The sequence below is a fragment of the Rhizorhabdus histidinilytica genome, from assembly GCF_900167915.1.
Lineage (GTDB): Bacteria > Pseudomonadota > Alphaproteobacteria > Sphingomonadales > Sphingomonadaceae > Rhizorhabdus > Rhizorhabdus histidinilytica.
In genome coordinates this window covers 285,471-308,107 of the sequence record NZ_FUYM01000002.1, presented here as the reverse complement: position 1 = coordinate 308,107, position 22,637 = coordinate 285,471, and the positions used below count along the sequence as shown (strand labels likewise).

The 22,637-nt window shown below is 69.1% G+C and carries 21 protein-coding genes; 10 read left to right on the top strand and 11 right to left on the bottom strand.

Annotated features, from left to right (window positions below; translation table 11 throughout):
* Positions 1 to 16: 16 nt before the first annotated feature.
* From B5X82_RS05210 to B5X82_RS05200, 3 genes are all read right to left on the bottom strand, one after another.
* A complete protein-coding gene (locus B5X82_RS05210) occupies positions 17 to 229 on the bottom strand; it encodes a hypothetical protein (RefSeq protein ID WP_079647051.1) in 213 nt (70 codons plus the stop codon).
* A gap of 106 nt (positions 230 to 335) precedes the next feature.
* Entirely contained in the window at positions 336 to 1,037 is a 702-nt protein-coding gene (locus tag B5X82_RS05205; protein WP_079647050.1) for an anti-sigma factor family protein, read from the bottom strand.
* A complete protein-coding gene (locus tag B5X82_RS05200) occupies positions 1,034 to 1,525 on the bottom strand; it encodes an RNA polymerase sigma factor (RefSeq protein WP_079647049.1) in 492 nt (163 codons plus the stop codon). Before B5X82_RS05200 ends, B5X82_RS05205 begins: the two co-directional genes overlap by 4 nt.
* 131 nt (positions 1,526 to 1,656) lie before the next feature.
* Here B5X82_RS05200 and B5X82_RS05195 point away from each other — a divergent pair, with 131 nt between their 5' ends.
* The 3 genes from B5X82_RS05195 to cml all read left to right on the top strand — a co-directional run bounded on the left by B5X82_RS05195 (position 1,657) and on the right by cml (position 5,338).
* Positions 1,657 to 2,922 (top strand): S8 family serine peptidase, encoded by a 1,266-nt coding sequence (locus B5X82_RS05195; protein ID WP_235862598.1) that lies wholly within the window; start codon positions 1,657 to 1,659, stop codon positions 2,920 to 2,922.
* 110 nt (positions 2,923 to 3,032) lie between these two features.
* Positions 3,033 to 3,875, top strand: a complete 843-nt coding sequence (locus tag B5X82_RS26680; protein ID WP_079647047.1) for a hypothetical protein — start codon at positions 3,033 to 3,035, stop codon at positions 3,873 to 3,875.
* Between the two features lie 263 nt (positions 3,876 to 4,138).
* On the top strand, positions 4,139 to 5,338 hold the full coding sequence (gene cml, locus B5X82_RS05185; RefSeq protein WP_079647046.1) for a CmlA/FloR family chloramphenicol efflux MFS transporter: 1,200 nt from the start codon (positions 4,139 to 4,141) through the stop codon (positions 5,336 to 5,338).
* On the opposite strand, the gene B5X82_RS05180 is transcribed toward cml, so the two are convergent.
* From B5X82_RS05180 to B5X82_RS05170, 3 genes are read right to left on the bottom strand one after another with little or no spacing between them, the layout of a single operon-like run.
* A complete protein-coding gene (locus tag B5X82_RS05180) occupies positions 5,335 to 5,922 on the bottom strand; it encodes a Smr/MutS family protein (protein WP_079647045.1) in 588 nt (195 codons plus the stop codon). The genes cml and B5X82_RS05180 overlap by 4 nt on opposite strands.
* Positions 5,900 to 7,147, bottom strand: a complete 1,248-nt coding sequence (gene mltA / locus B5X82_RS05175) for a murein transglycosylase A (protein WP_079647044.1) — start codon at positions 7,145 to 7,147, stop codon at positions 5,900 to 5,902. Before mltA ends, B5X82_RS05180 begins: the two co-directional genes overlap by 23 nt.
* Positions 7,144 to 7,794: a Tim44/TimA family putative adaptor protein gene (locus B5X82_RS05170; protein WP_047166407.1), complete on the bottom strand. Its 651-nt coding sequence runs from the start codon at positions 7,792 to 7,794 to the stop codon at positions 7,144 to 7,146. The genes mltA and B5X82_RS05170 overlap by 4 nt, the downstream gene beginning before the upstream one ends.
* A gap of 252 nt (positions 7,795 to 8,046) precedes the next feature.
* Between B5X82_RS05170 and secB the strand changes: the two genes are divergently transcribed.
* The 3 genes from secB to trpS all read left to right on the top strand — a co-directional run bounded on the left by secB (position 8,047) and on the right by trpS (position 11,346).
* A complete protein-coding gene (gene secB / locus B5X82_RS05165; protein ID WP_079647042.1) occupies positions 8,047 to 8,547 on the top strand; it encodes a protein-export chaperone SecB in 501 nt (166 codons plus the stop codon).
* Positions 8,548 to 8,722: 175 nt separating this feature from the next.
* Positions 8,723 to 10,300: a murein biosynthesis integral membrane protein MurJ gene (gene murJ, locus B5X82_RS05160; RefSeq protein ID WP_079647041.1), complete on the top strand. Its 1,578-nt coding sequence runs from the start codon at positions 8,723 to 8,725 to the stop codon at positions 10,298 to 10,300.
* 50 nt (positions 10,301 to 10,350) lie between these two features.
* The gene (trpS, locus tag B5X82_RS05155; protein ID WP_079647040.1) at positions 10,351 to 11,346 is read left to right on the top strand and encodes a tryptophan--tRNA ligase; all 996 of its coding nucleotides are present in this window, start codon (positions 10,351 to 10,353) and stop codon (positions 11,344 to 11,346) included.
* 177 nt (positions 11,347 to 11,523) lie between these two features.
* Here trpS and topA read toward each other — a convergent pair whose 3' ends face one another.
* The 3 genes from topA to plsY form a co-directional block, all read right to left on the bottom strand.
* Positions 11,524 to 14,049 (bottom strand): type I DNA topoisomerase, encoded by a 2,526-nt coding sequence (topA, locus tag B5X82_RS05150; RefSeq protein ID WP_079647039.1) that lies wholly within the window; start codon positions 14,047 to 14,049, stop codon positions 11,524 to 11,526.
* Positions 14,050 to 14,115: 66 nt separating this feature from the next.
* On the bottom strand, positions 14,116 to 15,213 hold the full coding sequence (gene dprA, locus B5X82_RS05145) for a DNA-processing protein DprA (RefSeq protein WP_079647333.1): 1,098 nt from the start codon (positions 15,211 to 15,213) through the stop codon (positions 14,116 to 14,118).
* Between the two features lie 5 nt (positions 15,214 to 15,218).
* Complete coding sequence (gene plsY, locus B5X82_RS05140) at positions 15,219 to 15,806, bottom strand: glycerol-3-phosphate 1-O-acyltransferase PlsY (protein ID WP_079647038.1); 588 nt, start codon at positions 15,804 to 15,806, stop codon at positions 15,219 to 15,221.
* Between the two features lie 155 nt (positions 15,807 to 15,961).
* Between plsY and murI the strand changes: the two genes are divergently transcribed.
* Entirely contained in the window at positions 15,962 to 16,756 is a 795-nt protein-coding gene (murI, locus tag B5X82_RS05135) for a glutamate racemase (protein ID WP_079647037.1), read from the top strand.
* Between the two features lie 125 nt (positions 16,757 to 16,881).
* Complete coding sequence (gene hemA, locus B5X82_RS05130) at positions 16,882 to 18,096, top strand: 5-aminolevulinate synthase (protein WP_079647036.1); 1,215 nt, start codon at positions 16,882 to 16,884, stop codon at positions 18,094 to 18,096.
* Positions 18,097 to 18,388: 292 nt separating this feature from the next.
* On the opposite strand, the gene B5X82_RS05125 is transcribed toward hemA, so the two are convergent.
* Together B5X82_RS05125 and B5X82_RS05120 are read right to left on the bottom strand one after the other, a co-directional pair.
* Complete coding sequence (locus B5X82_RS05125; protein WP_139385028.1) at positions 18,389 to 19,939, bottom strand: methyl-accepting chemotaxis protein; 1,551 nt, start codon at positions 19,937 to 19,939, stop codon at positions 18,389 to 18,391.
* On the bottom strand, positions 19,936 to 20,250 hold the full coding sequence (locus B5X82_RS05120; protein WP_079647034.1) for a hypothetical protein: 315 nt from the start codon (positions 20,248 to 20,250) through the stop codon (positions 19,936 to 19,938). Before B5X82_RS05120 ends, B5X82_RS05125 begins: the two co-directional genes overlap by 4 nt.
* A 226-nt stretch (positions 20,251 to 20,476) precedes the next feature.
* On the opposite strand from B5X82_RS05120, the gene rimP reads away from it, so the two are divergent.
* Together rimP and nusA are read left to right on the top strand one after the other, a co-directional pair.
* Positions 20,477 to 21,037, top strand: coding sequence for a ribosome maturation protein RimP (gene rimP / locus B5X82_RS05115; protein ID WP_079647033.1), 561 nt, complete (start codon positions 20,477 to 20,479; stop codon positions 21,035 to 21,037).
* Between the two features lie 6 nt (positions 21,038 to 21,043).
* On the top strand, positions 21,044 to 22,633 hold the full coding sequence (nusA, locus tag B5X82_RS05110; protein ID WP_079647032.1) for a transcription termination factor NusA: 1,590 nt from the start codon (positions 21,044 to 21,046) through the stop codon (positions 22,631 to 22,633).
* The last annotated feature ends 4 nt before the right edge of the window (positions 22,634 to 22,637 follow it).

Here is a 22,637-nt window from a genome sequence, read left to right as displayed (position 1 = left end):
TCAGGAACAGATGCAATCAGCCGCCCATCTGCCCGGTTCGGAACCACCGGCGCGAGGCGCCGAGGCGCATCAGCTCGCAGCCGCAATGGCGGCAGATGGCGTGGACGACGCCGTTGATCTCGACCTTGCTGGCGCTGACCGCCGAATGGCGGCCATTCTCGCAACCGATCGCGCTGGCCTTGAACGGGGCAGCGCCTTTAGAGGCGGCGCGAGCCGACTGGAGCGGCATGCGCGATATCCTTCCGCAAGAGGGGCGTGGAACCTCCCTCGCGCCTTTTCCTTTCCGCCATATTTCAGCATTGCAACGAATGCCGCCCCAAAATGTCAGCCTGCGTTCATCGCAGGCGCCAGCCCGAGTCGCGCGCGCGCCGCTCGGCATCGGCGTCGAGCGGGTCGCCCGCCATCATCGCCTGCGCCGCCTCGAGCACGTCGGCCGAGGCGCTGCCGGCCTGGCGATAGGCGCCCTGCTCTTCACTACCACTTCCGGCGACGAAGCGAACCAGTGCCCAGCCTTCCGGCCCATGACAGCCCAGCCCCGCGCCAGCGTTGCCGCTGAAGGTGCGGCAATAGCGCCGGTCGCGGCTGACGAAGCTGACCCCGATCCGATAGGCGCCGTTCTCCGGCGCGGCTGCGAGGTCCCTGTCGAGCGCGGCGGCGAGCCCACCCTGCGCCATGATCGCGCCGTTCCGTTCGCCGATCGGCGCGGCCGGCCCGCGCGGCAGCACCTGCCCCAGCACCAGCCCGGCCACCAGCGTGGCTGCGATCGCGGCATAGCGCCCGCCCGCGTCGAACCAGCGGCGCGGCCGGGCCGGAAAGGCGACGACGTTGGACGACGGATCGACCATCGCCGCGAGGCGCGCGGGAACCGGCTCGGCGGCGATCGGCGCGAAATGGCTGGCGACCCGGTCGCGCAGCGCGCGGTGCCGTCCGACCGCGGCGGCCAGCGCCGCATCGGCCTCCATCGCCCGCTCGAAGCGCAGCGCCTCGATCGGGCCGAGCTCTCCATCGACATAGGCGATGATCTGATCCTCGGTCATGCCGCTTCTCCCAGCATCTCCAGCAGCGCCTGCCGTCCGCGCACCAGCCGCGACGTGATCGTCCCCATCGGCAGGTCGAGCAGTTCGGCGGCCTCCCTATAGGCCAGCCCCTCCACCAGGATCAGGGCGATCACCTCGCGCTGCTCGGGCGGCAGGGCCGCCATCGCCCGATCGACATGGCCCAGCTCGACCCGCGCTTCGATCCGGCGATCATCGGCCTCGCCCACCGCGAGCCCTTCCTCCTCGGCGACGAAAGTCTCCGACCGGCGCTTGCGCGCTCGAACCTCGTCGATCCAGCAATTGCGCATGATCCTGTACATCCACGAATCCAGCCTGCTGCCCTTTTCCCACTGCGCCTCCGCCTTGAGCGCGCGTTCGAGCGCGATCTGGCAAAGATCGTCGGCGTCGGCCGCGTCGAGGGCGAGCGCGCGCGCAAACCGCCGCAATCGCGGCAGCAGATCGAGCAACGCACGTTCGAACTCGGTCACATCGCTGGTCCTCAGCTCCGTCCCATCGACCGCCTTGAGGATGAAACGGATGATCTCGCCCGTTTCATCCCATGCAACCCGATGCGACGACATCCGTTGATCATAACGGCCGTGAAAGGAAGTTGATCCCGATGCGATTCGGCAAGACTATAATGGCAGCGGCGCTGGCCGCGATGGCCGGGAGTGCCGTCGCGCAGTTGCTGCCACCGGTCGGCGGCGCGATCGGCCAGGCGACGCAGGGCCTCGGCCGGCTCGGCGAAACGGTCGGCGACAGGCTGTCCGACACGGTCGACCGCACCGGCGACCTGGTCGACCGGCTGGCACGCCAGCGGATCATGCGGCTCGACGCGCTGGTCCGACAGCATCCGGAGGCGCTGGACATCGATGCGCGCGGCGATCCCGCGGTGAAGGGCGAACTGATCCTGATCGATGCCACCGCCGAGGCGCTGCGGGCGGCCACCGCCGCGGGCTTCACCCTGGCCGGACAGGATACGATCGACGGCCTCGGCATCCGCACCGCGCGGCTGCGCACGCCCGACGGCATGAGCCTCGCCCGCGCCGAACGCCGCCTTCGCCAGCTCGTGCCCGGCGCCGAGGTCCAGTCCAACCCCATCTATCAGCCGAGCGGCGGCGCGCCGGTCCGGACGGGCGGCGCCAGCCCGGCTTCCCCCAGCGGCCCGAGCGCGCCGATCGGCCTGATCGACGGCGGCGTCGCGGCCCATCCGGCGCTGCCCGCCGGCATCGTCCAGCGCGGCTTCGCGGCCGGCGCTCCCGCGCCCGGCGACCACGCCACCGCGATCGCCTCGATCCTCGTCGGCCGCGGCGCGGTGCGCGGCGTCTCCCCGCAGAGCCGCCTGCTGGTCGCCGACATCTTCGGCCGCGACCCGAAGGGCGGCAGCGCCCTCGCCATAGCCCGCGCGCTGGGCTGGTTCGCGACCAGCGACGTCGCGGTCGTCAACATCAGCCTCGCCGGCCCCGACAATCCGCTGCTCGCCCGCGCGATCGCCGCCGCCGACCGGCGCGGCATGCTGATCGTCGCGGCAGTCGGCAATGACGGGGCGGCCGCCCCGCCCGCCTACCCCGCCTCCTATCCGCAGGTCATCGCCGTCACCGGCGTCGATGCCCGCGGGCGCCCATTGATCGAGGCGGGCAAGGCGCGCCATCTCGATTTCGCCGCCCCCGGCGCAGGCCTGCGCGCGGCCAAGGCCGCCGGCGGGACGGGGATGGTGCGCGGCACATCCTATGCCGCCCCCTTCGTCGTCGGGCGGATCGCCCGGCTGGCGGCGGCGGAGCGGCCCGCGCGCGCGCGCGCGATCGCGGCGCTGGCCGCCGAAGCGCGCGGCAAGGGCCGGTTGACCGGGCGCGGCATCGTCTGCGGCGACTGTGCAACGCGTTGAGATCGTGACGGAATAAATTTTTCTTCGCCGCCGGGGATGAAAAGCCAAGTTCCTCCCGTTGCCTTAATGAGCGGCATCGATGCCGCCCACAACCGGAAAGGAACAGTGCGATGAAGACGATGTTCTGGGGCAGCGCGATCACCGCGCTCGCGATCATGGCCGCTCCGGCCCCGGCCCAGCTTCTGGGCGGCGGTGGCCTGGGTGGTGGCCTCGGCGGCGGCCTGGGAGGGATCGGCGGCATGGTCGGCGGCACGCTGGGCGGCTCGGGCAGCCTGGGCGGCAGCGTCGGCCGGCTCGGCTCCGACGTGACCGGCAGCGCCGACAGCGCCGTCTCCGCGCGCGGCAACGGCAAGGTCGACCGCCGCAGCGGCAAGGTTTCGGGCAACGGCCAGGCCGACGGCAGCCTGGGCGGCACGATCAACAATGCCACCGCCGGCGCCACCGGCTCGGCCGGCGGTAGCGCCGACGCCCAGCTCGTCGGCACCGATGCGGTGCGCGGTGCGGTCGGCGGGGTCGCCTCGACCGCGCGGTCGACCGCCGGTCAGGCCGCCGGGCTCGCCGGCAATGCGGCCGGCAGCGCGGCGAACTCGGCTTCCGCGGCGCGCGGCAGCGCCACCGGCTCGGGCAATGCCGCCGGCACCGCCTCGGGCGGCCTCGGCCAGCTCGCGCTCGCGGGCAGCGCCGCCGCCAATGCGGCCGGCAGCTTCGACGTCGCCCCCGGCATGCTGGTACAGGACGCGCGCGGCCGGGTGATCGGCACGGTGCAAGACGTCCGCTCGACCGCCCGCGGCACCGTCCAGTCGGTGGTGATGCAGGTCGGCGATGCGACCGCGACGCTGCCCGCTGCCAATTTCAACGGATCGGGCAACGTCCTCGTCTCCGCCATGGGCAAGGGCGAGGTCAAGAAGACCGCCAAGGAACAGAACCGCTCGGCCAACGCGTCGAAGGACTGACGAACACCGCGAAGGGGATGCGACACGCGGGACGCGCCCCCCGAAGTCCCGCGCCATCGGCCCTGTCCAGCAGGTCCGAGGAGGCCGTGCCGACCTGGAGGCGGCACGGCCTTTTCCTCTGACTGCCGCAATGGCATAGTGCCGGCCATGTTCAAGGGCACCAAGACGGCACGATAGTCTGCCGCGCCGACTGACCCGCTGGGTCATGTCGCCGCGGCGCTCCACGGACGCCGCCGGGATTTCTCCTCTCGCGGAGCCCTTTCATGCAGAAGCCCTTCCATCCGTGGCGCCATGGCGTCACGGCCTCGCTCGTCCTCATGGCGCCGTTCGACGTGCTCGCGTCGCTCGCCCTGGACATCTACCTGCCTGTGATCCCTTCGATGCCGTCCGCGCTGGGCAGCTCGGCCGATATGATCCAGCTCACCCTTTCCGTCTATCTGGTGCTGCTCGGGACAGGCCAGCTTCTGTTCGGCCCGCTGTCCGATCGCATCGGCCGGCGACCGGTGGTCCTGGCGGGCGGCCTGCTCTTCACGCTGGCATCGCTTGGACTTGCCGTCAGCACGTCCGCCATGGCCTTCCTCCTGCTTCGGCTGCTGCAGGCATGCGGGGCGGCGGCAATGCTGGTGGCGGCCTTCGCGACAGTGCGTGACGTCTTCGCCGATCGCCCCGAAGGCGCAACCATTTATGGCCTGTTCGGCGCGATACTGGCTTTCGTGCCGGCGCTGGGGCCGATCCTCGGCGCTGTCCTCATGCGGGGACTGGGCTGGCGCGCCATCTTTCTTCTCCTCGCGGGACTCGGCGCTGTCGCGACGCTGCACGCCTGGCTGCGCTGGCCCGAAACAGGGACAACGACGAGAGCCGGATCGCACGATCCCCGGCCGATCCTGCGCGATCGCGCCTTTCGTACCTACACCCTCGGCTTCGCGACGGCACTCGGCGGCTTCTTCGTCTTCTTCTCCACCGCGCCGCGCATTCTGGTCACACGCGTCGGGCTGTCCGAACTGGCATTCAGCCTTTGTTTCGCCAGCGTCGCTGCCATGATGATCGTCGCGGGGCGCTGTCTGCGGCCGCACATCGCCCGCTGGGGCATCGAAACCTCACTACGCCGGGCGATGCTCCTCATGGTAGCGGGCGGCGTGCTGCTGATCGCCGCCCAGGCGGCGGCGGTGCCTCAGCCCTGGGCGTTGCTGGCACCGATGTGGATCACCGCGATCGGCATCGTCCTTGCGGTGTCAGTCACCGCCAACGGCGCGCTGGCGTCGTTCGGCGACAGGGCCGGGTTGGCGACGGCGCTCCATTACTGTCTCGAAGGGCTGATCGCAGGCGCCATTGGGACGGGATTGACGCTGCTGCTCCCCGCTGACGGTATATGGCCGCTGGCGACATTCTGCCTCGCAATGCCTCTGGCGACATGGCTCGCGCTCGAACGGCTCGGCGGCCGATCGACAAGCGCCTCCGCCTAACGAACGCCATCCTCCCGGTCGCGGCGGAGGATCAGGTAGAGCGCACCCGTGCCGCCATGGCGCGGGTGCGCGTTGCGGACGGCGGCGATGCGGGCGGCATGGCGCGAGCTCTGCAGCCAACTGCCGATCGAGGCGCGGATCAGCCCCCGACGCGGGCGACCGTCGAGCCCGCGATCGTCGTCGCGCGGCGGCTTGCCGGTGATCAGCAGCAATACGCGGATCCCCTCGGCGACCGCCTGATCGAGCACCCGGTCGAGCAAGCGCTGGGCGCTGTCGAGCGTATGGCCGTGCAGGTCGATCGTCCAGTCGGGCTGGGTCACGCCGCGCCGCAGCCGCCGGTCCCAGCCACCGTCGAGGCTGTCGGCGAGCGGCTTCTGCTGGGTGACGGGCGTCGCCGCCGGCACCCGCAGCGGGGGCACGCGGCCTTTCTTCGCCACGGCGGACGATGGCGATGGCGGCACCGGCGCATTGCCGGCCCCGCTGTCGGTGGAAGATGGCTTGGATGTCCTGCGGGCGATCGGCCGGACCGTCGCGGTCACGCGCTGCCAGAGCGCGGCTTCGTCAGGATCGAGCCGCCGGGTCACGCTGCTCCGCCAGCCGCGCCGCCGCCGCGCGCGGGATCAGCAGCCAGGCCTGGCCGCGCCCGCTCATGCCGCCGGCAATGGTGCGCGCTTGTTCGCCGGCACCCCAGAAGGTATCGAAGCGGTTGGCACCCTTGATCGCGCCACCCGTGTCCTGCGCGACCCAAAGGCCATTGGCCTCGGACCGGTCGAGCTGGAGGATCACGGGCGCGCCAAGCGGCACGAAAGCCGGATCGGCGGCCACCGTCACCCGTCCGGTGACGGCGACGTTCATCGCCCCGATCGGGCCGGGCCCAGTCAGTTCGCGGAAGAACACCCAGCTCTTGTTCTCGCGCATGATCGCATCGCCCTCGGCCGGGTTGGCGCGCAGCCAGGCCATCACGCCCTGCATCGAAAGCTGGCCGGAGCCGAGCAGCCCGCGATCGCGCATCAGCTTGCCGATGCCAACATATTCGCGGCCGTTCTGGCCGTCATAGCCGATCCGCATCACCGATCCGTCGGGCAGGCGCAGCCGCCCCGAGCCCTGGACCTGGAGGAAGAAGAATTCGACCGGATCGGCGGCATAGCCGATCTCCAGCCCGCGCCCTTTCAGCGCACCGTCCTCGATCTGGCCGCGGTCGGGATAGGGGATCAGCTTGCCGCCCTGGACCTTGCCGCGGATCTTCTTGCCCTTCAGCTCGGGAAAGAAATCGCCGAGGTCGCCTTCGATCAGGTCTGGCGGGCGCTTGTAGATCGGCGTGTCGTAACCGGGCGCAGGCGCGCGCGAGCCTGCGATCTCGGGCTCATAATAGCCGGTCGCATAGGCGCGGCCGTCGCCGACCTGCACCACCGCGAGCTGGTTCGCGAAGAAAGCCGCGGCGTCGCCATCGGGCCAGCCGCTAGCCTGCGCGCAAGGTTGCGACCAGTCGCCCGAGCGGGTCAGCCCGCTCTGGTCGGCGCGGCGTTGCAACGCAGGACAGGAGAGGCGGAAGGCGGTGAGCGCCGCGCGCGCGGCGTCGGGATTGATCGCGAAGCTGGTGAAGGCCGGACCGGGCTGCACGCCGCTGTCGGCCGCATTGGTCGGCTTGGCCGGCGGGGGCGGTGCGACGACGGGCGGCGGCGCAGGTTCCGGGCGCGCCGGATGATGCGCCGGAGGCCGATGCTGCGGCACGCCACTGGGGGTCGGAACGACGGTACAGGCGGAGAGCATCGCCAAACCGGCGAGCCCCGCGCAAAGACGGCGGATCACGCCGCCTCGTCGGTTTCGACCAGGGTCCAGTTCGGATCGTCGGAACGGACGTGCCGGCTGAAGGTCCAGACGTCGTGCGTCGGGACCGCGTCGGTCAGCGAACCGGCGACGACATTGCCATCGCCGTCGCGGGTGACGGCGGCGATGTCGGCGTCGAAGCGCACGGTGACGTTCGCGGTCTGCCCGTTCATCCGCGCCTGCTCGATCACCGCGCTCTCGATCGATACCAACCGGTTGTCGAGCACCTCGTTCGCCTCGCGGCGTTCGGCGATCGCGGCGGCGAACGCCTCATAGACGTCGTCGTCGGTCAGGCGGCGCAGCGCCTCCTCGTCCCCGCGCCAATAGGCTTCGAGGATCATGCGATAGGCCGACCGCGCGCCTTCCAGGAACTGGGCGGCATCGAAGCTGCCGTCCGCCGACTGGATCGCGCGGACGCCGGCTTCGGCGCGCGGCTCGACCACGGCCGGCTTGGCCGGAAGGGCGGGGGTGGCGTTCTCGGGCAGCGATCGGCCGGCGCCGATCGGCGCAGGAGCGGCCTCGGCCGGACGTGCGATCGTCTGCTCATGCCCAGTGCGACGGCCGAGCACGCTCCACAGACGGAACGCGACGAAAAGAAACACCATCGCAAGAATGACAATCGTGGTCACCGGGCCTCCAATACGCTGCCGCCAAAAACACTGCCGGGCTCCCAACATAGGGACAATGGCGGCAATATTCAAATGACTCGCGGGCGCGTCGGAGGTTCCCTGCCTCGGCGGGGATCGTTCCGGGACGGGTCGCCGGGCCGCCGCACGCCCGCCATTGCTCCGCCCCTTCCCGCCTGCTAGGCGCGGGACGCATCGCCGGAAGCGGTCGGAAGCCCGCGCCACCGGTCCCCATATTCGACGGAAAGACAGACAATGAGTGAAGAGACGGGCGCCGCCGACACGCTGACCAACGGTGAGGACCATCTGCCGCAGGTCGCGCTGATCGCCCAATATGTGAAGGATCTGTCGTTCGAGAATCCGAGCGCGCCCGGCATCTACCAGGCGCCCGAGCAGCCGAAGATCGACGTTCAGTTCAACATCGGCTCGCAGCTCGCCGGCGAGGACGTCTACGAGGTCGCGCTCAAGATCGAGATCAAGGCGACCCAGGGCGACCTGACCGCCTATGCCGTCGAGCTGGTCTATGCCGGCCTGTTCGGTATCCGCAACGTGCCCGAGGAGCATCTGGCTCCCTTCCTGCTGGCCGAAGCGCCCCGCCTGCTCTTCCCGTTCGCGCGCCGCGTCGCCGCCGACGCGATTCGCGACGGCAACTTCCCCTCGCTGGTGCTCGAGCCGATCGATTTCGGCGCACTCTACATGCAACAGGCCGAGCAGCAGAACGCCCTCGCCGAATCGCAGCCGGCGGGCGAAGCCTGACAGCGGACGTCCCTCCCCATTCCTCCCCGAGCTCGGGGAGGGGGACCGGCGAAGCCGGTGGAGGGGTAATGCGCCACGACATCACCTTCATAAGGCAGGAGGCGGGGTCGCCGACCCCTCCACCACCCTGCGGGTGGTCCCCCTCCCCATCCTGCGGACAGGGAGGAATTGAGGCATGAGCCTGCTGCGCGCCAGCGCGACGATCGGCGGGCTGACGCTGGTCAGCCGGGTGCTCGGCTTCCTGCGCGACATGCTGATGGCGCGCTTCGTCGGCGCGGGCTTCGCGTCGGACGCCTTCCTGATTGCCTGGCGCCTGCCCAACCTGTTCCGCGCGCTGTTCGCCGAAGGGGCCTTCTCGGCCGCCTTCGTGCCGATGTTCAACCGCACCGTCGCCGAGGCCGAGGCGAAGGAGCCGGGCAACGGCCTCGATATCGCGCTGCGCTTTGCCGAGGACGTGCTGTCGGTCCTCCTCCCCTTCCTGATCGTCTTCACCGTCGCCATGATGCTGGCGGCGGGGCCGATCGTATGGGCGATGACCGGCGGCTTCCCCGACGGAGGCCCCGAGAAATTCGCGCTGGCGACGCAATATACCCGGATCACCTTCCCCTATCTGATGCTGATCTCGCTGGTGTCGCTGCTCGGCGGCATCCTCAATTCGCTCAACCGCTTCTGGGTCAATGCCGCCGCGCCGATCCTTCTCAACATCTGCCTGATCGTCGGCCTGCTGTTCTTCCGCGGCCATAGCGAAGTCGAGACCGCCCGGACCCAGGCGATCGCGGTCACCGTGTCGGGCGCGCTGCAACTCGCCTGGCTGGTGCTCGCCTGCTGGCAGGCCGGCGTCCGGCTGCGCATCCGCCTGCCGCGCCTCAGCCCCGAGGTGCGCAGGCTGCTCGCGCTGATCGGCCCGGCCGCGATCGGCGCTGGCGCCGTCCAGTTCAACCTGCTGATCTCGACGACCCTCGCCGCACGCTTCCTGCCGCAGGGCTCGGTCTCCTATCTCTATTATGCCGATCGGCTGAACCAGCTTCCGCTCGGCCTGATCGGTATCGGCGTCGGCACCGCGATGCTGCCCAGCCTGTCGCGCCAGCTCGGCGGCGGCGATACCAAGGCCGCGCTCGACACGCAGAACCGCGCTATCGAGCTGGTGCTGCTGCTCACCCTGCCCGCCACCGCCGCGCTGATGGTGTCGGCGACCCCGCTGATCCGCGCGCTGCTCCAGCACGGCGTGTTCACCGCCCATGACACGATCGCCAGCGCCCGCGCCCTCGCCGCCTTCTCGCTCGGCCTGCCCGCCTATGTGCTGATCAAGGTGCTGACCCCCGGCTTCTACGCGCGCGCCGACACGAGGACGCCGGTGCGGATCGCGCTGGTGGCGATGCTGGTCAACCTCGTCCTCAACCTCGTCCTGATCTGGCCGCTCGCGCATGTCGGCCTGGCGCTGTCGACGGCGATCTCGGCCTGGGTCAACGCGGTGCTGCTCTACCTCACGCTCCGTCGCCGCGATCATTTCGCGATCGACGACCGGCTGCGCCGCACCGGCGTCCGCCTGATCGCGGCGACGCTGGCGATGGCGGCCCTCCTGTTCGTCCTCAATCCGTGGATCGACCCGTGGACCGGCCGCAGCCTGATCGAACGCGTCGCCGCGCTGGGTGCGATGATCGCGGCTGCGGTCATCGTCTATTTCGGCCTGGTCTTCGCTCTCGGAGCCTATTCGCTGGCCACGCTCAAGGGACAGCTCCGCCGCCGGCGCTGATCGCGAGTCCGCTTGACTCGCCGCCGCCGCGCCCCAATAGCCGCGCGGTCATGACACATCAGCGCACCATCTCGGGCATCCAGCCCACCGGCAACCTGCATCTCGGCAATTATCTCGGCGCGATCCGGCGCTGGGTGCAGATGCAGCATGAGGGCGAGTGCCTGTTCTTCCTCGCCGACCTGCACGCGATCACCGTGCACAACGAGCCGGCGACGCTCACCAACAACATCCGAGAGATGGCGGCGGCGCTCGTCGCGTGCGGGATCGACCCCGACAAGGCGGTCCTGTTCCGCCAGCGCGACGTGCCCGCCCATGCCGAGCTGTGCTGGCTGCTCAACGGTACCGCACGCATCGGCTGGCTCAACCGCATGACCCAGTTCAAGGAGAAGTCGGGCAAGAACCGCGAGGGCGCCTCGATCGGCCTCTATGCCTATCCGGTGCTGCAGGCGGCCGACGTGCTGCTCTACCAGACGACCCATGTCCCGGTGGGCGAGGACCAGAAGCAGCATCTGGAGCTGGCCCGCGACATCGCGACCAAGTTCAACACCGACTTCGGCGTCGAGCTGTTCACCCTGCCCGAGCCGGTGATCGGTGGCCCCGCCGCGCGGGTCATGAGCCTGCGCGACGGCACCGCCAAGATGTCCAAGTCCGACCCGTCGGACATGAGCCGGATCAACCTGACCGACGACGCCGAGACGATCATGTCGAAGGTCCGCAAGGCCAAAACCGATCCCGAGCCGCTGCCGGACACGGTCGAGGGGCTGGAGGGCCGGCCCGAGGCGCGCAACCTGGTCGGGATCTATGCCGCGATGACCGATGCGACCCCGGCCGATGTGCTCGCCCAGTTCGGCGGCCAGGGCTTCGGCGCGTTCAAGCCGGCGCTCGGCGAGCTGCTCGCCAGCAAGCTCGGCCCGATCGCCGAGCGCCTGCGGGAGCTGAAGGCCAACCCGGCCGAGCTCGACGCGATCCTCGCCAAGGGCGCGGAGAAGGCCCGCACGCTGGCCGCGCCGACCCTGGCGGCGGCGTACAAGGCGATGGGGTTGTAAGAAGAAAAAAATAAGCCCCTCCCTTTCAAGGGAGGGGGAAGGGGTGGGTGGCGAGCGCAGCGAGCCTGCTTCGTTCGTCGCGTAGAACTTCGTGAAGGGGCATCGAGCCCCTTCACTCCGTACCCCAACCCTTGCATCCCTCCCCTGAAGGGGAGGGAGAGATTTTGTTCTTGATCGCTACTTCTTCGGCGCGGCCTTCTTTGCTGGAGCCTTCTTCGCCGGCGCCTTCTTCTTGCCCTTGGCCGGCGGGCCCTTCGCCGCGCGGGCGGCGAGCAGTTCGAGCGCGGCTTCAGCCGTGAGATCGTCGGGATTCGCGGTCTTCGGCAGGGTCGCGTTGGTCTCGCCATCGGTGACATAGGGGCCGAAGCGGCCCGCCATCAGCTTAACCTCGTTTCCCGTCACCGGGCTGGCGCCGAAGGTCTTGAGTGGCTCGGCCTTGCCGCGCTGGCGCCCGCCACCATTGGCCGCCTCGGCGAGCTTGACGACGGCGGCGTTCATGCCGGTCTCGAACACCTCGGCGGTCGATCCCAGCCGGGCATATTTGCCGTCATGGGCCAGATAGGGGCCGAAGCGGCCGATCGAGGCGGTGATCGGGTGCCCCGTCTCGGGGTGCGGGCCGATCAGGCGCGGCAGCGACAGCAGCTTGAGCGCCCAGCCGAGGTCGAGATCCTCGCCTGGCACGTCCTTCGGGATCGACGAACGCTTGGCGTCCTTGCCCTCGCCGAGCTGGATATAGGGCCCGAACCGCCCCGCCCGCTTCGATACTTCGAGCCCGGTCGCCGGATCGGTGCCGATCACCACCGGCCCCGCATCGGCGCCGTCGTTCGCGGCTCCCGCCTGCGCGAAGCGGCGGGTGAACTTGCACTCAGGATAGTTGGAGCAGGCGATGAACGCCCCGAAGCGCCCGCCGCGCAGCGACAGCCGCCCCTCCTGGCAGACCGGACAGAGCCGCGGATCGGTACCGTCGCCCTTGTCGGGGAAGAGATAGGGCGCGAGGAACTCGTCGAGCGCCGCGGTGACCTCCGACGGCTTCTGCTCCATCACCTCAGCCGTCTTGGGCTTGAAATCCTTCCAGAAGGCCTCGAGCACCTGCTGCCAGCCGGCGCGGCCGCCCGAGACGTCGTCGAGCTCCTCTTCGAGATGCGCCGTATAGTCGTAGCTGACATAGCGTTCGAAGAAGCGTTCGAGGAAGCTGGTGACCAGGCGCCCGCTCTCGTTCGGGATGAAGCGGTTCTTCTCGACCGAGACATAGTCGCGGTCCTTGAGCGTCTGGAGGATCGACGCATAGGTCGACGGCCGGCCGATGCCAAGTTCCTCCATCTTCTTGACCAGGCTCGCCTCCGAGTAGCGCGGCGGCGGCTGGGTGAAGTGCTGCTCGGCGTCGACCTTCTTCTTGGCTGGGCTGTCGCCCTCCTTCATCCGCGGCAGGCGGCGGCTGTCCTCGTCAGTCTCGTCGTCGCGTCCTTCCTCGTAGAGCGCGAGATAGCCGGGGAAGAGGACGACCTGACCGGTCGCGCGCAGCGCGTGCTGGCCGGTGCCGTCGACTAGGTCGACGGTGGTGCGCTCGAGTCGTGCCGACGCCATCTGGCTGGCCAGCGCACGCTTGAAGATCAGGTCGTAGAGCCGTGCATGGTCGCCGCTGCCGGCGCGATCGCGCGAGAAATCGGTCGGGCGGATCGCCTCGTGCGCTTCCTGCGCGTTCTTGGCCTTGGCGCTGTACTGGCGCGGCTTGTCGGGCACGTAGGAGGCGTCGTAGCGATTGGCGATCGCGCCGCGCGCGGCGGAGATGGCGCTGCCGTCCATCTGCACGCCGTCGGTCCGCATGTAGGTGATCGCGCCGTCCTCATAGAGCGCCTGGGCGATCCGCATCGTGTGGCTGGCCGAGAAGCCGAGCTTGCGAGCGGCCTCCTGCTGCAGCGTGGAGGTGGTGAAGGGCGGCGGCGGGTTGCGGGTGAGCGGCTTGGTCTCGACGCTGGCGACGGTGAAGCGGCCGGCCTCGACATCGGCCTTGGCGGCTTCGGCATCCTTGCCGTTGCCGATCGTCAGCCGATCGATCTTCTGCCCCTTCCAGCGGACCAGCCGGGTCAGGAAACCGATGCCGTCATGCTCCATGTCGGCGGTGACGGACCAATATTCCTGCGGCTTGAACAGCTCGATCTCGCGCTCGCGGTCGACGACGAGACGCAATGCCACCGACTGGACGCGGCCGGCCGACTTGGCGCCGGGCAGCTTGCGCCACAGCACCGGCGACAAGGTGAAGCCGACCAGATAGTCGAGCGCGCGGCGGGCGCGATAGGCGTCGATCAGATCCTCGTCCAGGTCGCGGGGATTCTCCATCGCCTCCGTGACGGCGGCCTTGGTGATCGCGTTGAAGGTGACGCGGCGCACGTCCTTCGGCAGCGCGCGGCGCTTGCCCAGCACTTCCTTGACATGCCAGCTGATCGCCTCCCCCTCGCGATCGGGGTCGGTGGCGAGGATCAGCGTGTCGGCGCCCTTCGCCTCGTCGGCGATCGCCTTCAGCTGGCGGGTCTTGTCGGCATAGGCCTCCCACTCCATCGCGAAGCCGTTGTCGGGATCGACCGATCCGTCCTTGGCCGGCAGGTCGCGGACATGGCCATAGGAGGCGAGGACGCGATGGCCCGGCCCCAGATATTTTTCGATGGTCTTGGCCTTGGCGGGGGATTCGACGACGACGAGCTTCATGGCGATTCAGGCTGTCCTCTTACGCATGCGTACACGTACGAGGGTGGATAGGACGCCGAAGAGTCGTCAAGAGGCGATCAGGCTGACCCGGCCGCCGGCATGGCGATCGAGCCTGCCGGCCAGTTCGAATTCGAGCAGCACCATCTGCACCATGGCGGCGGGCACCCCGCTCTGCCGGATCAGTTCGTCGACGGGCAGCGGCACCGGCCCCAGCAGACCCGCCAGCATGGCACGCGCCGGCTCGTCCGCCTCGGCCGGTGGGGGAACCGGAGCGAAGGCCTCGCTGGGCCGGGCGGCGACACCGGCGATCGGACTTAGCGCTTCCGCAATGTCGGCCGCGGACTGGATCAGGGTGGCACCCTCGCGGATGAGGAGGTTGCAGCCCTGCGCGCGCGGGTCGAGCGGCGATCCGGGTACCGCCATTACCTCGCGTCCGAACTCGGCAGCGAGGCGCGCGGTGATCAGGGATCCCGATTTCGGCGCCGCCTCAACTACGACCGTGCCCGCCGCAATGCCGGCGATGATCCGGTTGCGATAGGGGAAGTGCCGCGCACGCGGCTCGATCCCCGGTGGCTGTTCGGCGACCAGCAGGCCACGGTCGGCGATCGCCTCCTGCAACGCCGCATTCTCCGGCGGATAGACGACATCGATGCCGCCGGCGATGACCGCCGCAGTGCCGGTGGCGATCGATCCCGCATGCGCCGCGGTATCGATCCCCCGCGCCAGGCCCGATACGACCAGCCACCCTGCCTCTCCAAGGTCATGCGCCAAGGTTCGTGCGAAACGGATCGCGGCGCCGCTGGCGTTGCGCGCACCGACGATCGCGACCGTGCGGCGATCGAACAGGCCAATGTCTCCCCGGACGATCAGCACAGGAGGCGCCGTATCGATCCGATCGAGCAATACCGGATAGCCGGCCTCTCCCCGGAAAAGATGGCGCGCGCCCAATCGCGCGACAAAGCCAACCTCCGTCTCGGCGGCAGCCTGCGGTGGGATAGCGGGCAGCGCACCGCCCCCTCGCCGGGCGAGAGCAGGCAAGGCCGCCAGGGCCTCGATCCCGCTACCGAAGCGGCGGATCAGCTGCGAATAGGCGACCGGACCGATACGGGGCGTGCGAACCAGCCGCAGCCGGGCAAGGCGTTCGCCCTCGTCCAGATCGGCTATCCGGATCAGCGCTCGCCGACCCTGGGCTCGGTGCCGTCGAGCAGGCGCGTGATGTTGCCGCGATGCTTCCAGACGACGAACAGCGCCATGCCTAGCATCACCAGCACCGCATCGGGTTGCCCCCCCGCCGCTGCCGCGATCGGTGCGGCCACGGCGCCCGAGAGTCCGCCGACCGACGAGCGCCGCGTGAGCGCCAGCATCGCCAGCCAGACGACCGCGAAAGCGACGCCGGCTGGCCACCAGGCGGCGAGCGAGATGCCGAGCATCGTCGCCACCCCCTTGCCACCGTCGAACTTCAACCAGACCGGGTAGAGATGACCGATGAACGCAGCGGCGCCTGCCCACAGCGCCATGTCCGGCTGCACCATCTGCGCGATCAGCACGGCCGCCGCGCCCTTGCCGCCGTCGAGCAGCAGGGTCGCCGCCGCGAGCCCCTTGCGGCCCGTGCGCAGAACGTTGGTCGCGCCAATGTTACCCGAGCCGATCTGGCGCAGGTCGCCGGCGCCACCGAGCCGCGTCAATACGATCCCGAACGGGATCGAACCGAGCAGATAGGCCCCGATCGGCAACAGAAAGGTGGTCACAGACGGCATGAACGACGGCTTCTCCCAGATGGCGGCTACAGCATAATCGAAGCGCCCCTTGGCGCAACACGCACTAATGCACAAAGTTACGGAAACGGTACGATGTCCGCTCGCAGCGTGCGTCGCTGTTGCGAGCGTCCCTGCACCATCCTAAGTGAGACGCGATGGCCGACGACCGCCCGATCCTGATGTTCGATTCCGGTGTAGGGGGGCTTTCGGTCCTTGCCCCGACCCGCGCTCTGCTGCCGCATGCCGCCTATGTCTATGCGGCGGACAATGGGGGCTTTCCCTATGGCATCCGGACCGAAGCCGAGATCGCCGCGCGCGTTCCCGCGCTGCTCGGCCGGCTGGTCGAACGCTACCGCCCGCGGCTGGTGGTGATCGCCTGCAACACCGCTTCGACGATCGCGCTGGCCGCCGTGCGCGCCGCGCTCGACCTGCCGATCGTCGGTACGGTACCCGCGATCAAGCCCGCCGCCGAGCAGTCGGCGGCGCGCGCGATCGGCGTGCTCGGCACCGACGCCACCGTCCGCCAGCCCTATGTCGACGACCTGTCGGCCCGCTTCGCGGCCGATTGCCTGGTGCTGCGCCACGGTTCGGCGCGGCTCGTCGAACTGGCCGAGGCGAAGCTGCGCGGCGAGCCGACCGACCCGGCCGCCTATCGCGCCGTGCTCGACGGTCTGCTCGGCCAGCCGGGTGGCGACCGGATCGACACGGTGGTGCTCGCCTGCACCCATTTCCCGCTGGTCGAGGCCGAACTCGCCGCCGCCGCGCCGCGACCGCTGCGTTTCGTCGACGGCGGCCCCGGCATCGCCCGGCGCGTCGCCTATCTGACCGAAGGGCAGGACTGGCCCGCTCTGCCGAAGGGCGAAGCGGTGTTCACCGCCCCGCTCGACGTCGGCGACGCGTTGCGGACCGGGCTTGCGGCGCGTGGACTCGCCACCATATCGATCCTGTGACCGGCAGACGGGATTTTCCGGCAGGGACTATTGGGAATCGTTCGCACTGGCTTTTGGCGAGGCCAGGCCGTAAAAGGCACCCGATTCAGCCCCTTGGCAAAGCGGGGCACTGTGGAGCAAGGCTCTTGGATTACCAGCGCGTATTCACCCAGGCGATCGACCGCCTGCACGCCGAAGGCCGTTACCGGGTTTTCATCGACATCCTCCGCAACAAGGGCATGTTCCCCAACGCGCGCTGCTTTGCCGGTCATAACGGGCCGAAGCCGGTCACCGTCTGGTGTTCGAACGACTATCTGGCGATGGGCCAGCACCCCAAGGTGATCGCTGCGATGGAGGAGGCCCTCCACGATGTCGGCGCCGGTTCGGGCGGCACCCGCAACATCGGCGGCAACACCCATTATCACGTCGACCTCGAAAGCGAGCTGGCCGATCTTCACGAGAAGGAGGGCGCGCTGCTCTTCACCTCGGGCTACGTCTCCAACGAAGCGACGCTGTCGACGCTCGCCAAGGTGCTGCCCGGCTGCATCATCTTCTCGGACGAGCTCAACCACGCCTCGATGATCGCGGGCATCCGCAATTCGGGCTGCGAAAAGCGCGTGTTCCGCCACAACGACCTCGAGCATCTCGAGGAGCTGCTGGCCGCCGAGGACCCCGAGGCGCCCAAGCTGATCGCGTTCGAGAGCGTCTATTCGATGGACGGCGACGTCGCCCCGATCCACGCGATCTGCGACCTGGCCGACAAATATAATGCGCTGACCTATCTCGACGAGGTCCATGCCGTCGGCATGTACGGCCCGCGCGGCGGCGGCATTTCCGATCGCGACGCGGCGGCGAAGCGGCTGACCGTGATCGAAGGTACGCTGGGCAAGGCCTTTGGCGTGATGGGCGGCTATATCGCCGCCGACCAGATGATCATCGACGTGATCCGCTCCTATGCGCCCGGCTTCATCTTCACCACCTCGCTGTCGCCGGTGCTGGTCGCGGGCGCGCTTGCCAGCGTCAAGCATCTCAAGCAATCGTCGGAAGAGCGCGACGGCCAGCAGGCCGCTGCCGCAACCCTCAAGCGGCTGTTCGCCGAGGCCGGCCTGCCGGTGATGAACACCAACACGCACATCGTCCCGCTGATGGTGGGCGATCCGGTCAAGGCCAAGAAGGTCTCGGACATCCTCCTCGCCGAATATGGCGTCTATGTGCAGCCGATCAATTATCCGACCGTGCCGCGCGGTACCGAGCGGCTGCGCTTCACGCCGGGCCCCGCGCACAGCGAGGAAATGATGCGCGAGCTGACCCAGGCGCTGCTGGAGATCTGGGACCGGATGGAGATGAAGCTGGCCGCTTAGTTTGTTTGGCCCTCAAGCGCCGGGCGCCGGGCATCCGCCCGGCTTGGCTTTCCTCGCATAAGCTCGGGCGGCCGCCACGGCTCGCTTTGCGAGCCGATCTCCGCCTACGGACTGCCCCCGGCAGTCCGCGGACCGGCTTCGATCCTTGCGGGACGCTACGCGTCCCGTTCCACCGCATGAGTTCTGCGTCGGAGCCCGACAGGGCTCCGCAAGCGCGAACGCGCGCCCGAGCTTATCCGAGGGAAGCCAAGTGCGCGGATGCGCACGCCGGCGCCTGAGGCGCTGACAAAAACTACGCCACCCGTAGCTGCTGCACGAAGCTCTGCGTTGCCTGCTTCAGGCTCATCGCCTGGCCGAGCAGGTCGCCCGCCGCGCCGCGCACCTGGCTCGACAGCTTGCCCGCCTCGTTGGCGACCTCGGCGACCTTGCCGATGCGGTCGGCCATCTCGTCGGCACCTTCGGCGGTGCTCTGCGCATTGGCTTCGAGCATCTCGGCGGTGCGCCGCTGTTCGGACAGCATTTCGCGAATCCGCATCGCCGCGACGGCCAACTCCTCGACGACGCGCGAAACGTCGCCCAGCGAACCTTCGGCGATGCGGGCGCCGGCATGGACGCCATCGATCAATGCGCTGATCTCCGACGTCGCCCGGGCGCATTGGCCGGCAAGCGTCTTAACCTCGGTCGCGACCACGGCGAAACCCTGCCCCGCGACGCCCGCCCGGGCAGCTTCGATCGTCGCGTTGAGCGCGAGCAGGTTGGTGTGCCGGGCGATCGCCTGGATACGCCCGGTAAACTCGCCGATGTCGGTGGCGCGCCCCGACAGGGCGCGCACCGCCTGGTCGCCGGTCGCCGAATTGGCCCGCGCGCGGGCGCCGAGCTCGGCCTGCCGGTCGACGCTCGCCGCGATTCCTGCGATCGAGGTGGACAGTTGGGCGACGCTGCCGGCAACGGCGCGCGCCGCGTCCGATGCGCGGGCGGCGCGTTCGGCCACGGCGGCACTCTGCCGGCCGCTGTCATTGGCAAGCTCGCTGAGCGAAGCGGCGGTCGTCTCGAGCTGCGCCGCCGCCGAGCCCACCGAGCTGACCACCAGCTGGACCGATCCTTCGAACTGCTCGGCCAGCGCCAGCAGGTCGCGCGCCCGCGCGGCGCTGGCTGCCTCCTCGCTTTCCTGGCGCAGGTTGCGCTCGGCAGCGGCACGTGCCTCGGCATCGGCGGTGGCGGCGAGCGCCTCCTCGGCCGCCTTCTGCGCTACCCGCGCCTCGATCATCGCGGCCTCGGCCTCGCGAGCGAGGCGATCGCTGTCGAAGCGGGCCTGCCCCTGGTCGAGCAGCAGCGTCCGCAACTGGCCGGTGACATGAATCAGCATGGCGCATTGCAGCACGACGGCGATGGCGTGGATCGCGACCCGCAACAGGTCGCCGCCGCCTGCGAACACCCAATGCGGCGCCGCATAGTCGAACAGCAGGTGATGGATGGCGACCAGGCCGGAGGCCAGCACGATAGGGCGCCAGTCGCACATGATCGTCAGCGCGGCGAGCGCGACGAAGAAATACATGTGCATGTCCATCTGCCAGCGATGACCCTGCAACATATAGACGAGGATCGCGGGCTGGACGGCGGCCAGCACGCCGATGATCATCCGCGCATGGCCGTCGAAACGGCGGCGCAGCACGACCCAGCTCGGCAGGATGTTGACGAGTACGGAAAGGAGGAAGGCCGACGTGTCGGAGCGGATCATGCCCGCCAGCATCGCCAGCCCCAGCAACGCGCTGAAACCAAGGCTGCACAAGGTGATCAGCCGGATGCCCCGCATACGCAGTTCGTCCAGTTCGACCACTCTCATGTCACCTGCCCCTTCGCCTCGGCAGCACCGCACAACAAGGGAGGTGCCGACAGGATGATCATGCCGTCGGCCAACGACACACCCCCGAGCCGCTTTCGATCGGCGACAATGACCAGCGATCCGCGAAACGGCCCCACCCCGAGCAGCCTCGCTCCCCCGTCGACCGCCGCCGCCGGCAACATCGCCGCCGCGCGTGTCGACAGCGGCACCAGCAGCATCCGCCCGCGCGCCGGGGGCGCGAAAGCGAGACCGAGCATCACCGCGACGACCATACCGATCTGGGCCAGGGTTAAAGGCGTTCGACCATCCATTGCGGGGCGCCGTAAAGGGATAGTGGTTAGCGAAGGACTAACCGAAGCGCGGCTTTCCCGGCGGCGGACCAGACATTCGACCAAAGTCGGCCTTTCCCCGATCGGATATTGCCCTGTCCGGAGTCTTGGCCTATATCGCCCCTACTTCTCGACATTGGAAACTTTGCCGAGGCCGGTTGCGGAAGCTTCCGGCGCAAGAAGTGCTGCGTTTCGAACGGGAGCTGGAATGGCGGACATCGCCGCGCTGACGAAGTTGATCGAGCCGGAGGCCAAGGCCCTCGGCCTCGACCTCGTGCGCGTCGCCTTCTTCGGGGGCAAGAGCGATCCGACGCTGCAGGTGATGGCCGAAAGACCCGATACCCGCCAGCTCGACATCGCCGATTGCGAAGCCCTGTCGCGGCGCATCTCCGACAAGTTCGACGAGCTCGACCCGATCGAGGACGCCTATAGGCTCGAAGTGAGCTCGCCGGGGATCGACCGGCCGCTGACCCGCGTCAAGGACTGGGCCGACTGGTCGGGCTTCGACGCCCGCGTCAAGCTGGCCGCGCCGCTCGACGGCCGCAAGCAGTTCGACGGGCGCATCGTCGCCAGCAATGGCGACTCGGTGACGCTGGGTGTAAACAAGCTGGGTGAGGTGACGGTGCCGCTGGCGCAGATCGCCAGCGCGAAGCTGATCCTGACCGACGCTCTCATCAAGGCCACCGCGCCGCTCTCGACCGAGGGCGTCGATCAGATTGTGGAAGATGCGCCGCGTCGCGGCGCCGGCAAGATTCAACTGGAAGGATAAGTCGCCATGGCCACCGCCATTTCCGCCAACCGCGCCGAGCTGCTCGCGATCGCCGACGCCGTCGCGCGCGAAAAGCTGATCGATCGCGAGATCGTGATCGAGGCGATGGAGGACGCGATCCAGCGCGCCGCCCGCGCCCGCTACGGCGCCGAGAACGATATCCGTGCGAAGATCGACGGCAAGACCGGCGACATGCGGCTGTGGCGCGTCGTCGAGGTGGTCGAGCAGGTCGACGACTATTTCAAGCAGGTCTCGGTCGCCGACGCGCAGAAGCTGCAGAAGGACGCCGCGATCGGCGACTTCATCGTCGACCCGCTGCCCCCGATCGAGTTCGGCCGCATCGCCGCCCAGGCCGCCAAGCAGGTGATCTTCCAGAAGGTCCGCGATGCGGAGCGCGAGCGCCAGTATGAAGAGTTCAAGGACCGCGCCAACGAGATCATCACCGGCGTCGTCAAGCGCGTCGAGTTCGGCCATGTCGTCGTCGACCTGGGCCGCGCCGAAGGCGTCATCCGCCGCGACCAGCAGATTCCGCGCGAGGTGGTCCGCGTCGGCGATCGCGTCCGCAGCCTGATCCTGAGCGTCCGCCGCGAGAATCGCGGGCCGCAGATCTTCCTGAGCCGCGCGCATCCAGAGTTCATGAAGAAGCTGTTCGCGCAGGAAGTGCCCGAGATCTACGACGGCATCATCGAGATCAAGGCGGCCGCCCGCGACCCGGGCAGCCGCGCCAAGATCGGCGTGATCAGCCATGATGGCTCGATCGATCCGGTCGGCGCCTGCGTCGGCATGAAGGGCAGCCGCGTCCAGGCGGTCGTCCAGGAGATGCAGGGCGAGAAGATCGACATCATCCCCTGGTCGCCCGACACCGCGACCTTCGTCGTCAACGCGCTGCAGCCCGCGCAGGTCTCGCGCGTCGTCATCGACGAGGAGGAGGAGCGCATCGAGGTGGTCGTTCCCGACGATCAGCTCAGCCTCGCCATCGGCCGCCGCGGCCAGAACGTCCGCCTCGCCAGCCAGCTTACCGGCAAGGCGATCGACATCCTGACCGAGGCCGACGCCAGCGAGAAGCGCCAGAAGGAATTCCTCCAGAACAGCGAGATGTTCCAGAACGAGCTGGACGTCGACGAGACGCTGGCCCAGCTGCTCGTCGCCGAAGGCTTCGGCGCGCTCGAGGAAGTCGCCTATGTCGAGCTCGACGAGCTCGCCTCGATCGAGGGCTTCGACGAGGAACTCGCCGCCGAGCTGCAGAGCCGCGCGCAGGAAGCGCTCGACCGCCGCGAAGCCGCCGCCCGCGAGGAGCGCCGGTCGCTGGGCGTCGAGGACGCTCTGGCCGAGCTGCCCTATCTGACCGAGGCGATGCTGGTCACGCTCGGCAAGGCCGGGATCAAGACGCTCGACGACCTCGCCGACCTGGCGACCGACGAGCTGATCCAGAAGAAGCGCGCCGAGCAGCGCCGCCGCCAGAACAGCGATCGCCCCGAGCGCGGCGAGCGCGAGGAGAACAAGGGCGGCGTCCTGGCCGAATATGGCCTGAGCGAAGAGCAGGGCAATGAGATCATCATGGCCGCCCGCGCCCACTGGTTCACCGACGAGGCCTGAGCCC

Coding starts and splice junctions, on each gene's coding strand:
- B5X82_RS05210 (WP_079647051.1), bottom strand. CDS start 229: ATGCCGCTCCAGTCGGCTCGCGCCGCCTCTAAAGGCGCTGCCCCGTTC.
- B5X82_RS05205 (WP_079647050.1), bottom strand. CDS start 1,037: ATGACCGAGGATCAGATCATCGCCTATGTCGATGGAGAGCTCGGCCCG.
- B5X82_RS05195 (WP_235862598.1), top strand. CDS start 1,657: ATGCGATTCGGCAAGACTATAATGGCAGCGGCGCTGGCCGCGATGGCC.
- B5X82_RS26680 (WP_079647047.1), top strand. CDS start 3,033: ATGAAGACGATGTTCTGGGGCAGCGCGATCACCGCGCTCGCGATCATG.
- cml (WP_079647046.1), top strand. CDS start 4,139: ATGCAGAAGCCCTTCCATCCGTGGCGCCATGGCGTCACGGCCTCGCTC.
- secB (WP_079647042.1), top strand. CDS start 8,047: ATGAGTGAAGAGACGGGCGCCGCCGACACGCTGACCAACGGTGAGGAC.
- murJ (WP_079647041.1), top strand. CDS start 8,723: ATGAGCCTGCTGCGCGCCAGCGCGACGATCGGCGGGCTGACGCTGGTC.
- trpS (WP_079647040.1), top strand. CDS start 10,351: ATGACACATCAGCGCACCATCTCGGGCATCCAGCCCACCGGCAACCTG.
- topA (WP_079647039.1), bottom strand. CDS start 14,049: ATGAAGCTCGTCGTCGTCGAATCCCCCGCCAAGGCCAAGACCATCGAA.
- plsY (WP_079647038.1), bottom strand. CDS start 15,806: ATGCCGTCTGTGACCACCTTTCTGTTGCCGATCGGGGCCTATCTGCTC.
- murI (WP_079647037.1), top strand. CDS start 15,962: ATGGCCGACGACCGCCCGATCCTGATGTTCGATTCCGGTGTAGGGGGG.
- B5X82_RS05125 (WP_139385028.1), bottom strand. CDS start 19,939: ATGAGAGTGGTCGAACTGGACGAACTGCGTATGCGGGGCATCCGGCTG.
- B5X82_RS05120 (WP_079647034.1), bottom strand. CDS start 20,250: ATGGATGGTCGAACGCCTTTAACCCTGGCCCAGATCGGTATGGTCGTC.
- rimP (WP_079647033.1), top strand. CDS start 20,477: ATGGCGGACATCGCCGCGCTGACGAAGTTGATCGAGCCGGAGGCCAAG.
- nusA (WP_079647032.1), top strand. CDS start 21,044: ATGGCCACCGCCATTTCCGCCAACCGCGCCGAGCTGCTCGCGATCGCC.